Raw genomic sequence first — 12,007 nt, forward strand, 5'->3', positions numbered from 1 at the left:
TCTTTTACAGCCGCAGGTCGCTGGCCTCGGGCGGCAGGCAGGATTTGACGTCGAACAATACGCTTTGACCCGCGCCAAAGGCGCGTATCTCAGCGGGGTCGATCGCCAGAAATTCCCGATGTGCTACGGCCAAAACAATGCCGTCATAGGCACCGGCTTCAGGCTGCTTGATCAATGAAATTCCGTATTCAGCCTGCGCGGCGGCAGGATCGGCGTGGGGATCATAGACATCGACCGTGACGCCATAGTCCTGCAGTTCGTTGATGATATCGACAACGCGAGTATTGCGCAGATCGGGGCAGTTTTCCTTGAAAGTCAGCCCCATCACCAGCACACGGGCAGCGGCAACATTGATCCCGTCGCGCATCATCCGTTTGACCAGTTGCGAGACCACATAGCCGCCCATACTGTCATTCAACCGTCGCCCAGCCAGAATGATCTGCGGGTGATGGCCCACGGCCTCGGCCTTGTGAGTCAGATAATAGGGGTCAACGCCGATACAATGCCCGCCAACCAAACCGGGGCGGAAAGGTAGAAAGTTCCACTTGGTTCCCGCTGCGCGCAGAACCGCGTCCGTGTCGATATCCATCCGGCCAAAGATCATCGCCAGCTCGTTCACCAATGCGATATTCAGGTCGCGCTGGGTGTTCTCGATCACCTTTGCGGCCTCGGCCACGCGGATGCTTTCAGCCTTATGGGTGCCTGCCGAAATGATCCGCGCGTAAAGCGCATCTACCAGATCGGCCACCTCGGGGGTCGAGCCGGATGTAACCTTGCAGATGTCCGCGATCCTGTGCGTCTTGTCGCCGGGGTTGATCCGCTCGGGGCTGTAACCGGCAAAGAAATCACGGTTGAAGGTCAGACCGGACACGCGCTCAAGAACCGGTACGCAGTCTTCCTCGGTGGCTCCGGGGTATACCGTGGATTCATAGATCACCAGATCACCGGGTTTCAACACGTGGCCAACGGTTTCCGACGCGCGCAGCAAAGGCGTCAGATCAGGCTGCTTACCAGCGGTGATCGGTGTGGGGACGGAGACGATATAGGTATCGCAGGCCGCAATCTCTGACGGATCAGAGGTGAATGTCAGGCCAGTTGCGGCTTTTAGGTCATCGGGTTCAACCTCTTGCGTGGAATCGTGCCCGGCACGCAACGCGTCTATTCGGTCGGGGTTAATATCAAACCCAACCACCGGAGCTATCTTCCCGAACGCCACGGCCAGAGGCAGGCCAACATAGCCCAGTCCGATCACGGCAATTCTGCGCGAGTTTGGATCGGTTTCAAACATATGCGTCATTTTCCATGATAGTCGCGGAACCATTCGACAAAGCGTGCAATCCCGTCTTTGAAATCTGTTTGTGGCCGATAGCCCGTCAATTCCTGCAACAGATCGTTGTTCGCCCACGTTGCTGGCACATCCCCCATTTGCATGGGCATGTAGTTGCGGATGGCTTTCTTTCCGACGGCTTCTTCGATGGCTTCGATAAAATCCATCAGCCGCACCTTGTCGCCATTGCCGATATTGACCACACGCCACGGCGCGGCGGGGGACAGGCTGTCGCCCTCGGCGATATCGTCGGCACTATCCGGCCGCACAGGCGGCACGTCGGTCAACAGCCGAATACCCCGCACCAGATCGTCTACATAGGTAAAGTCACGATACATGTCACCGTGGTTGTAAATGTCGATGGGGCGGTCGTCCAAAATCGCGTCCACGAATTTGTACAAAGCCAGATCCGGACGCCCCCAAGAACCATATACCGTGAAAAACCGGAACATGGTCGTCGGCAGGTTCCATAGATGCGCGTAGGAATGACCCATCGCCTCGTTTGCCTTCTTGGTGGCGGCATAGATCGTCAACGGCGTGTCGGCCTTTTCAACCTCGGTAAAGGGCATCTCTTCGTTCGCGCCATAGACAGACGACGTCGACGCCATCAGCAGGTGTTCGACTTTGTGTTCGCGCGCCACTTCCATGACGTTGAACGTGCCCACAACATTCGAGTTGATATAGCTTCGCGGATCCTTGAGACTGTAGCGCACCCCGGCTTGCGCGGCGAGATGCACGATGATTTCCGGCTGAAACTCGTCCGCGACCTGCACTAGACGGTCGTGGTTTTCCAGCAAATCCTCGGTGGCCGAGAAACCCGGCGTCTGCAACAGCATCTGGTGGCGTCGCTGTTTGAGTGTCACGTCGTAGTAATCGGTCATCCCGTCATAGCCGTGCACCCGAAACCCTTCGGACAACAGCAGCTTTGCCAGATGGAAACCGATGAAACCCGCCGTACCGGTGACCAGAACCCGTTTCATGCAACCCTCGAACCTATCGCAGACTTTTTCGCATCAGGGATACTGTCACTGGCCCAAGGTCAAGGGGTTTCTCAGCCCACGATCATTTGCTTCATGCGCAACGCTTCGTATTCCAGCTCTTTCAAGCGAAAATGGACAACGTCGCCAATGGTAATGACACCGCGCAGATTTCCATCACTCAGAACTGGCATGTGGCGGAATCTGCCTTCGGTCATGGTTTTCAGTACATCGTTCAACAAATCTTCTGGCGCGCAGGTTTTGACCTCGCGGGTCATCAGGTCTTCGACCGATTGCGGAAGTGTCTGACCGGGGGTGTCTGCCATCCGGCGCACGATGTCGCGCTCGGACAGAATACCGTGCAGTTTCCCGTTCTGATCGGTCACAACGACAGCCCCGATCCGCTTCTCCTTGAGGATGTTTACAACCGAGTGGATCGTATCGTTCGGCCGCACTGCAAAAACCGCGTCGCCTTTGCCTTCCATCAATTTCGCAACTGTAGTCTGGGAATGGGAAAGGTTGGATTCCACGGACTGGCTACGCGTCGCGGTTTCGGCCTTGTCGCCGCGCGTTGGGGGCTGATAAGAGCTTGGTGCCATGGGAAATCTCCTCTTCTTTTATAGTTTACCTTAGCGCAGCTTTGCGACCTGTATAGGGTTCAATTGCCCCGAGCGTGAAAAACCGCCTAACACACAGGATATTCGACCTTTTGTCTGACCTTTACCTGACCCCACCTGTTGCCGCGTTGATCTTCTTCGTTGTGGTCGTATGTGGCCACAATTTCCGCATGACATGGAAAAAGCAGGCCCCGGGTTGGCAAAAGAAGGCTTGGCTGTTTGGAGTTCCGGCAGGAATTGGCCTGCTTGTGCTGGGGTTCATGCCCTTGAAACTGTAAGGCTGGTTTGACTCTGGCAAAGGCCACTGGCATACGCCGATCACGCTTTTCCACAGGAGATTCCCGCATGCGTCTTTTGCCTATTCTGGCTGTTGCGACACTCGTATCCGGCTGTTTGTTCGACAAAGAGCCAGACGTCGTGCGTTTGTCTGGCGAGACGATGGGAACAACCTTCAACATCACGGCGATTGGCTTGGACATCGACGAAGAAGCCTTTGCTGTTGCGGTTGAGGAAACCTTGGCAGACGTAAATGCCAAGATGTCCAATTGGGACGAAAATTCTGAAGTTTCCAAGTTTTCCAAGTCACAGAGCACCGAGCCGACGCAAGTTTCAGATGAATTTGCCCTGGTCATCGCGGCTGCTAACGATGTTCATGAAAAATCTGGCGGTACATTCGATGTAACGCTTGGACCTCTGATTGAACTCTGGGGATTCGGACCGCGTAAACCAGAAGACCCTGTTCCCTCGGACGAAGACATTCAGGCCGCATTGAACAGTGTCGGGCAGGCGCGTCTTTTGACATTGGATCGTGAGGCCGGGACTTTGGCCAAGTCGGATGCCGGGGTCGGGATCAACTTGTCGGCCATCGCAAAGGGTTATGGAATTGATGCCGTTGCAGGCACCCTGCAGGATGCCGGGATCGAGGATTACATGGTCGAGATCGGCGGCGATCTGGTCACCATGGGTGAAAACGATAAGGGCGAGGCTTGGCGGATCGGGATCGAGAAACCCGAAGCAGGGGCGCAGAACCTGCAGTTGATCGTGCAATTGGACGATCTGGGCATGGCAACATCCGGCGACTACAAGAATTTCTTCGAACAGGACGGTGTGCGTTATTCGCATATCATCGACCCCATCACCGGGCGGCCAATCACGCACCGGACCACATCGGTGACCGTACTGGCCGAAAACGCGATGATGGCGGATGCGTGGGCGACGGCGATGCTGGCGCTGGGTCAGGAAAAAGGTATGGAACTGGCCGAGAAGCATAAACTTGCCGTGTATTTCATCTCGCGGGATGTGACAGGCGGCGAAGATGCCTATATCACAGTACACAGCACCGCGTTCAAAGACGCTTTGGGCACCAACTGAAAGCAGGAACAGATATGAGCACCTTTATTCTGGCATTTATCCTGTTGGCCCTTGTGATGGTGGGCATGTCACTGGGTGTCATGTTGATGGGGAAGACCATCAAAGGTAGCTGCGGCGGCCTGAACGCAATCTCGGGTGCTGATAAATGCGTGGTTTGCCAGAAAGACGTCGACCCAAACAGCCCGCTGCGCGATCAATTGCAATGCAAACGCGCCAAGAAAATGCTGGACCAGATGGAACGCGAGGCGCAGGTGTAATTTGCGCTTAACCGACGGGCAGGGGTTGGCTAATCTGCGACCCTGACGATCGGGGAGGCATCGCGTTGGCCAAAGCCAAAAACATTCTGTTCATCATGTTTGACCAGCTCCGCTGGGATTACCTGAGTTGCTACGGCCACCCACACTTACACACCCCAAATATTGACCGATTGGCAGCGCGTGGGGTGCGTTTTGATCGCGCCTATATCCAGTCGCCGATCTGCGGGTCGTCGCGCATGTCCACCTATACCGGGCGCTATGTGCATTCGCACGGTGCGTCCTGGAACGGCATTCCGCTCAAGGTAGGTGAAATGACAATGGGGGATCATCTGCGCAAAGCCGGGATGGAGTGTTGGCTGGTCGGAAAGACTCATATGCGGGCAGATGCCGATGGCATGGCGCGGCTGGGTCTGGAGCCTGACAGCCTGATCGGCGCGCGCGTAGCAGAATGCGGCTTCGATGTGTTTGAACGCGACGACGGGATGCTTCCAGAAGGGCCGGATGGGTATTACGACCCTGACGGCGCGAAGGAATACAACAAGTTTCTGACCGCCAAGGGTTATGAGAGCGACAATCCCTGGCATGACTTTGCCAATTCCGGTTTGGATGCGGACGGCAATGTCTTGTCGGGCTGGTTTCTGAAAAACTCAGCCGAGCCCGCCAACATCGCCGAGGAAGACAGCGAAACGCCGTACCTTACCGGACGGGGGATCGAGTTCATGAGATCTCATGCCGGTCCGTGGTGTTGTCACCTGAGCTTCATCAAACCCCACTGGCCATACATTGTGCCGGAACCTTACGCCTCGATGTATGGGCCTGAACATATGCTGCCCGTTGTCCGCGCTGAAACCGAGCGGCAAAACGCCCATCCGATCCTCAGGGCCTTTATGGACACCAAGGTGGGGCAGACCTTTTCCCGTGAAGACGTTCGGGACGCCGTGATCCCGGCCTATATGGGATTGATCAAACAGGCGGACGATCAGATGGGCCGCTTGTTTGAGTGGATGGAAGAGACCGGTCGGATGGACGATACCATGATCGTTCTGGCCTCGGACCACGGGGATTTTCTGGGCGATCACTGGATGGGGGAAAAGACGTTCTTCCATGATGCCTCGACCAAGGTTCCCCTGATCATTTACGACCCTTCGCCCGAAGCCGACAGCACGCGCGGAACGGTTTGTGATGCTCTGGTCGAGTCGATCGACCTTGCCCCAACTTTCGTTGACGTAACTGGCCAAGAAGTTGCGTATCACATTCTGGAAGGGCATTCCCTGTTGCCGATCCTGCACGGTCTGCGCACGGAAACACCTCGGGATGTAGTGATCTGCGAATACGACTATTCTGCGTCTCCGATTGCGGACAAGCTGAACGCGTCAGTTCGGGATGCCGTGATGTTCATGGTCGCCAACAAAAAGTGGAAACTGATCCACTGCGAAGGCGGGCATCGCCCATTACTGTTTGATCTGGAGAATGACCCGAATGAACTGAACGATTTGGGTGGCTCTGCGGATCATGAAGACGTTATCGCGGACATGTATTCGCATCTTTTCAGATGGACACGTCGCCAGTCGCAGCGCACCACCCGGTCCGAGCAACAGTTGATCGAAATGCGCACCAAAAACCGAGGGCGCGGAGTCGTGGTCGGGGTCTACGATGAAAACGACGCTCCGCTGGAACTGACGGTGAAGTACCGGGGCCGGACAGCACGGCCTTACCGGGAGCTCACCGGCAAAGACTAGCCCGCTGTATGAATTCTTAGGTTTAACGGAATAAAGGCGGTTCACCCGCCGCAGGCCAGACGATACAAGACCAACCAAGAGCAGATAATCCGGAGAGCCGAAATGACCGCCCCCAAACCAGTTGTCCTGTGTATTCTTGATGGTTGGGGTCTGTCAGAGGACACGACCGCCAATGCACCCTTGCTGGCGAACACGCCGACCTTTGACAAGATCATGGCGAACGGGCCGCACGCGACCTTGATCACGCATGGCCCGGATGTTGGGCTGCCCAGTGGTCAGATGGGCAATTCCGAAGTTGGCCATACCAATATCGGCGCCGGGCGCGTTGTGGCGATGGATCTGGGGCAGATTGATCTGGCGATTGAAGATGGCTCGTTCTTCGAAAACGAGGCGCTGCAAGCCTTCATCACCAAGGTGAAAGCGTCAGGTGGCACGGCACACCTGATGGGTCTGGTTTCGGACGGGGGCGTACACGGGCACCTGAACCATATAGTCGCCGCGGCAAAGGCGATCGCGGATGCCGGAGTTCCGGTAGCTTTGCACGCTGTAACCGACGGCCGCGATGTGGCCCCAAAATCTGCGTTTACCTACGTTGCAGAACTGGAAGGCCAGTTGCCGGAAGGTGCACGTATTGTGACAGTCAGCGGGCGCTATTTTGCGATGGACCGCGACAACCGCTGGGAACGCGTCAGCGAAGCATACGGCGCGATGATCAAAGGGCAGGGGCGAGCGGCAGCCACAGCGCATGGCGCGATTGACCACGCATACAACCAGTCAGAAACCGACGAGTTCATTGTGCCGACGGTGTTGGCTGAATTCGATGGCGTAAAAGACGGAGACGGGTTCTTCTGCCTGAATTTCCGCGCTGACCGCGCGCGCGAAATATTGCGCGCCATCGGGGAACCCGGCTTTGGTGACTTTGAAACGGGGCCGCGCCCGCAGCTATCCGCGCTTTTGGGCATGGTCGAATATTCCGACGGCCACAACGCCTATATGACCACCGTCTTCCCTAAGCGCGATATCGTAAACACGCTGGGCGAATGGGTGGCCAAACAGGGACTGCGCCAGTTCCGTCTGGCAGAGACCGAAAAATACCCGCACGTCACCTTTTTCCTGAATGGTGGCAAGGAAACCCCGGAATCGGGCGAGGATCGCTTTATGCCCAAATCGCCCAAAGTCGCGACCTATGACCTACAGCCCGAAATGTCTTCTGCAGACGTCACAGCCAAATTCGTTGAAGCAATTGAAGAAGGTTATGACCTGATTGTCACAAACTATGCCAACCCGGATATGGTTGGACACACAGGCGATCTACAGGCCGCGATCAAGGCATGCGAAGCGGTGGATCAGGGGCTCGCACAGGTAGTTGCGGCGCTTGAAAGGGCGGGCGGGGCGATGATCGTGACGGCTGATCACGGAAACTGCGAGGTGATGGTCGACCCAGAAACCGGTGGTCCCCACACTGCTCACACGCTGAACCCGGTGCCGGTTGCTTTGATTGGCGGCCCATCTGGTGCGTCGCTGCGGGATGGGCGTTTGTCTGATCTGGCACCCACGCTTCTAGCCCTGATGAATATTGACCAGCCGCCAGAGATGACCGGGCAGAGTTTGTTGTCATGACGCTTCGCGCGCTTATTCTGGCGATGGCTCTCACGTCGCCTGCCAGCGCACAGACTGATCCGTCGACGGCTGCGCTGAACGCCGCGCGCAAACTTGAACAGGCGTCAATTGCACTGACCGAAGCTGACAGTGCCCGAGATCGCGTACGCGCACTGACTGCGACAATACAGGCCTATGAGGCCGGGCTTTCAGCAATGCGGGACGGTTTGCGCCGGGCCGCCACGCGTGAGGCCCAATTGACCGCCGAACTGCACGCACGCGAAGAGGATGTGGCCCAGCTATTGGGTGTCCTTCAAACCATTGAGACAACCGCGCCGCCGGTTCTCATGCTGCACCCGTCTGGCCCGTTGGGGTCGGCGCGCGCCGGGATGATGCTGTCCGAAGTCACTCCGGCCTTGAATGCCCGCGCACAGGCATTGGCCGAAAACCTGCATGAGGTTCAGACGCTGCGCCTTTTGCAGCAGAACGCGTCTGAAACCCTGACCGAAGGGTTGGTTGGGGTGCAGACCGCGCGCACCAAGTTGAGCGAAGCGATCTCTGATAGAACGGACTTGCCCCGCAGATTTGTAGAAGACCCGATCCGCACCGCCATTCTGATTTCCTCGACCGAAACTCTGGAAGGGTTTGCCAGCGGATTGTCGGAAATATCGGAAGGTGAAATCGCGCAGACCGATGCGAATGTTTCAAACCGACAAGGCCAGATCGCTCTGCCAGCGCGGGGTGTCATTTTGCACCATGCCAACGAATCTGATGCTGCAGGTGTCACCCGACCAGGTATCGTCCTGGCAACCCGGCCACGCGCGATTGTCACGTCGCCAACTGCCGCAACCATTCGATATCGCGGGCCTTTGTTGGAACTTGGCAACTTGATAATTCTTGAACCTCAGCCGGGACTGCTGTTCGTTTTTGCAGGCTTGCAGGAGGTTTATGGCGAGACCGGACAAGTGATCCCCGAGGGCACTCCGGTCGGGTTGATGCCCGGTGAAACACCAGAAATAGGCGCTATTTTCTCAACAAGCGGTGATGGCACTGGAACTGAGCGGTCAGAAACGCTCTATATAGAGGTAAGACAAGATAACAGCCCCGTGGACCCGGAATCTTGGTTTCGGACCGACAAGGATGGATAAACGAGTATGAAGAAATTTGTGATGGCCGGTTTGGCCGGAACCCTGGCAGGTATCGTCGCAACGACACAGATTGCCGGTCCCCTGCTTGCTCAAGAGGCCGAAAACAAGGCCAGCGTGTATGAGCAACTGGACCTGTTTGGCGATATTTTTGAACGCATTCGCGCGCAATATGTCGAAGAGGTTGAGCCCGAAGAACTGATTGAAGCCGCGATTGACGGGATGCTGACATCGCTGGACCCGCATTCAAGCTATCTGTCGCCTGATGACGCCGAGCAGATGCGCGTCCAAACCCGGGGTGAGTTCGGTGGGTTGGGCATCGAGGTCACACAGGAAGAAGGCTTTGTAAAAGTCGTCTCACCCATCGACGGCACTCCGGCGGATGAGGCGGGGATCGAGGCAGGAGACTTCATCACACATGTCGACGGTGAAAGCATCTTGGGGCTGACGCTGGATAAGGCCGTTGACCTGATGCGCGGCCCTGTCGGGTCCGAGATCATCATCACGGTCGTCCGGGAAGGTGAAACTGATCCTTTTGACGTCACCATCATCCGCGATACGATCAAGCTGACTGCTGTGCGCGCCCGGACCGAAGGCACAAGCGTCGTGCTGCGTGTGACCACTTTCAACGACCAGACCTTCCCCAATCTGGAAGAAGGATTGAATGAGCAGATCGCCGAAATCGGCGGTATCGACAAGGTCAACGGCGTTGTCCTCGACCTCAGGAACAACCCGGGCGGGCTGTTGACGCAGGCGATCAAAGTGTCTGATGCCTTCCTGAACGAAGGCGAGATTGTCTCGACCCGCGGCCGTGACGCAAATGATGGCGAGCGGTTTAATGCAACGCCGGGCGATCTGGCCGAGGGCAAGCCAATTGTCGTGCTAATCAATGGTGGATCTGCATCAGCGTCCGAGATCGTCGCTGGTGCGCTTCAGGATCACCGCCGTGCGATTGTTGTTGGGACTAAGAGCTTTGGTAAAGGGTCGGTACAGACCGTCATGCCTCTGCGGGGCGACGGCGCAATGCGCCTGACCACGTCGCGCTACTATACCCCGTCGGGCCGCTCGATTCAGGCGCTTGGTGTTAGCCCGGACATCATCGTCGAGCAACCGCGTTCGGCGCCAGAAACAGAAGAAGACGAAAGCGATGCGCGCACCCGGTCCGAGGCTGATCTGCGTGGCAGCCTGAACAATGACAGTCTGAGCGAAGATGAGATTCGCCAGATAGAGGAAGATCGCGCCAAGGCCGAGGAAACGGCTGAACTACGGGAAGAGGATTATCAACTGGCCTATGCCATTGACATTCTCAAGGGTCTTTCAGCGTTTAGTCCAAACGGGCCATCCCAATAAGAATCCAGGGCCGCCAACCGGCGGCCCTTTTTCTTTCACTCAGCTTTCGACGCTGCGCAGCTTGTCTTCGTCTAGCATCGTCGCCAGAACGACACCCACCGAAACAGATATGGCGGCAAAGACAAACGCCATGTTCATACCGGTGTCGAACGCGGTAGCGATTGCGGACTTAACGCTTTCCGCTTCTGCCGAACTGAGCTTGGACATGACCGCCTTTGCTGAGTCCGTTGTCAGGGTTCCCCCGTTGATGGCCCTTTGATCCGCCTCTGACATGTTGATGCCGTCTGCGGATAGCCGTTTGCCAAGACTGGACAGGCTAGTGACATACATGATCGCGGTTGCACAGGCGACCGAGATCGCCCCATAGACCAGGTGGGTCATAAAGCTTAATCCGCCTACCAGCCCCGCGCGTTCGGGCTTGACGGCGCAGACAGCGGCCGTGCCGGAGGGCCCGACAGTAAGCGTGGCACCCAAACCAATCATCGCCATGCCGGGCAATATCTGGAAATAGCCAAGGCCACTGGGCATCACGACGATACTGACTGCACCCACGGTTGCGATGAGATAACCCCAGAACAGCAGGCGTTTGGGGCCAAAGTCATTATAAAGCGTACCCGAAACGATCGATCCGACGGCCAACAAAACGGTCAGCGGGGCAAGGCCAAGCGCCGAATGAAACACCGACCAGCCCAGAACCTTTTGCATATATTGCGGGAAATACAGCAATCCGACAAAGGCCGCCGATACATTGAACATGTTGAGCCCCAGCGTAATTCGGAACTCGCGGTTCTGCATCATTTGCGGCATCAGCAACGGCTCTTTCACACGCTTTTCAACCATCGGGAAAAAGAAAAACAAGACGGCGCTGACGAAGAACAGCATTAGTAACGGGACCGACGTCCATCCCCAATCGGCACCCACGTCCAGCCCGTAGAGCAGTAACAAAACCGCAAATGACAGAAGGCCCATACCAGCGAAATCCAGGTGCTCGTCCTTTTTGTGCTGAGTTTCACGCTCCATCAAAACAAGAGCTGTCACCATCGAAATGGTCGAGAAGACGACATTTGCCAGAAAGAACATCCTCCAGTCACCAAAGCTGACGGCCATGCCGCTGATCATCGGACCGAAGACATTGCCGGTGGTTACGCCGGCAAGGATCAGACCCATGATCATGGCTCTGTGTTCTGGTTTGGAAACCTTGGTGGCACCGAAGGCCAAAGTGCAGGGCCACACGCATCCTGCGCCGATCCCCTGCAAGGCACGTGACGCGATCAGAAAATCCAGGCTTGGCGAAACAAAACACATGACCGAGGAAAACAGAAAGATTGAAAGGCCAATCAGCATCATCCTGCGATGGCCAAACATATCCCCCATGCGGCCACCCGCGACCATGGTCATGGCAAAAAACAGGGCATAGATATTCAGCACCCACTGAGTGCTGGTGATATCAGCGTCAAAGCTGTTTTCGATAGCGGGTACCAATATCAAGGCACCCGTAAAGTCGATGCCGATGCCGAACCCTGTCACCATCAGCGCGATAACCTTGATTATGCTGGCTCGGTCCATGAACGCATCCTGTTTCCAAAAAATGCACCCATGATGCATGGAAACGAGCCAAAAGATAG

General features: G+C 56.4%; 11 protein-coding genes. 7 read left to right on the forward strand and 4 right to left on the reverse strand.

Annotated features, from left to right (window positions below; translation table 11 throughout):
- Positions 1-4 precede the first annotated feature (4 nt).
- From tviB to GOV87_RS16920, 3 genes are all read right to left on the reverse strand, one after another.
- Complete coding sequence (tviB, locus tag GOV87_RS16910) at positions 5-1,288, reverse strand: Vi polysaccharide biosynthesis UDP-N-acetylglucosamine C-6 dehydrogenase TviB (protein WP_171212553.1); 1,284 nt, start codon at positions 1,286-1,288, stop codon at positions 5-7.
- 5 nt (positions 1,289-1,293) lie between these two features.
- Positions 1,294-2,307, reverse strand: coding sequence for an NAD-dependent epimerase/dehydratase family protein (locus GOV87_RS16915; protein WP_171212554.1), 1,014 nt, complete (start codon positions 2,305-2,307; stop codon positions 1,294-1,296).
- A gap of 71 nt (positions 2,308-2,378) precedes the next feature.
- Positions 2,379-2,903 (reverse strand): CBS domain-containing protein, encoded by a 525-nt coding sequence (locus GOV87_RS16920; protein WP_171125651.1) that lies wholly within the window; start codon positions 2,901-2,903, stop codon positions 2,379-2,381.
- Positions 2,904-3,013: 110 nt separating this feature from the next.
- Here GOV87_RS16920 and GOV87_RS16925 point away from each other — a divergent pair, with 110 nt between their 5' ends.
- The 7 genes from GOV87_RS16925 (at position 3,014) to GOV87_RS16955 (ending at position 10,382) form a co-directional block, all read left to right on the forward strand.
- Entirely contained in the window at positions 3,014-3,199 is a 186-nt protein-coding gene (locus GOV87_RS16925) for a hypothetical protein (RefSeq protein ID WP_171126773.1), read from the forward strand.
- Positions 3,200-3,266: 67 nt separating this feature from the next.
- Complete coding sequence (locus GOV87_RS16930) at positions 3,267-4,292, forward strand: FAD:protein FMN transferase (protein ID WP_171212555.1); 1,026 nt, start codon at positions 3,267-3,269, stop codon at positions 4,290-4,292.
- A 14-nt stretch (positions 4,293-4,306) separates the two neighbouring features.
- The gene (gene nqrM / locus GOV87_RS16935; protein ID WP_171126775.1) at positions 4,307-4,549 is read left to right on the forward strand and encodes a (Na+)-NQR maturation NqrM; all 243 of its coding nucleotides are present in this window, start codon (positions 4,307-4,309) and stop codon (positions 4,547-4,549) included.
- Positions 4,550-4,614: 65 nt separating this feature from the next.
- The gene (locus tag GOV87_RS16940; RefSeq protein WP_171212556.1) at positions 4,615-6,288 is read left to right on the forward strand and encodes a sulfatase-like hydrolase/transferase; all 1,674 of its coding nucleotides are present in this window, start codon (positions 4,615-4,617) and stop codon (positions 6,286-6,288) included.
- A gap of 102 nt (positions 6,289-6,390) precedes the next feature.
- Positions 6,391-7,908, forward strand: coding sequence for a 2,3-bisphosphoglycerate-independent phosphoglycerate mutase (gene gpmI / locus GOV87_RS16945; RefSeq protein WP_171212557.1), 1,518 nt, complete (start codon positions 6,391-6,393; stop codon positions 7,906-7,908).
- A complete protein-coding gene (locus GOV87_RS16950; RefSeq protein ID WP_171212558.1) occupies positions 7,905-9,035 on the forward strand; it encodes a murein hydrolase activator EnvC in 1,131 nt (376 codons plus the stop codon). The genes gpmI and GOV87_RS16950 overlap by 4 nt, the downstream gene beginning before the upstream one ends.
- 6 nt (positions 9,036-9,041) lie before the next feature.
- Positions 9,042-10,382: a S41 family peptidase gene (locus GOV87_RS16955; protein WP_171125663.1), complete on the forward strand. Its 1,341-nt coding sequence runs from the start codon at positions 9,042-9,044 to the stop codon at positions 10,380-10,382.
- A gap of 39 nt (positions 10,383-10,421) precedes the next feature.
- On the opposite strand, the gene GOV87_RS16960 is transcribed toward GOV87_RS16955, so the two are convergent.
- Positions 10,422-11,948, reverse strand: a complete 1,527-nt coding sequence (locus tag GOV87_RS16960) for an MFS transporter (protein WP_171212559.1) — start codon at positions 11,946-11,948, stop codon at positions 10,422-10,424.
- Positions 11,949-12,007: the final 59 nt, after the last annotated feature.

The sequence above is a fragment of the Ruegeria sp. HKCCA5426 genome, assembly GCF_013034585.1.
Taxonomy (GTDB): Bacteria; Pseudomonadota; Alphaproteobacteria; order Rhodobacterales; family Rhodobacteraceae; genus Ruegeria.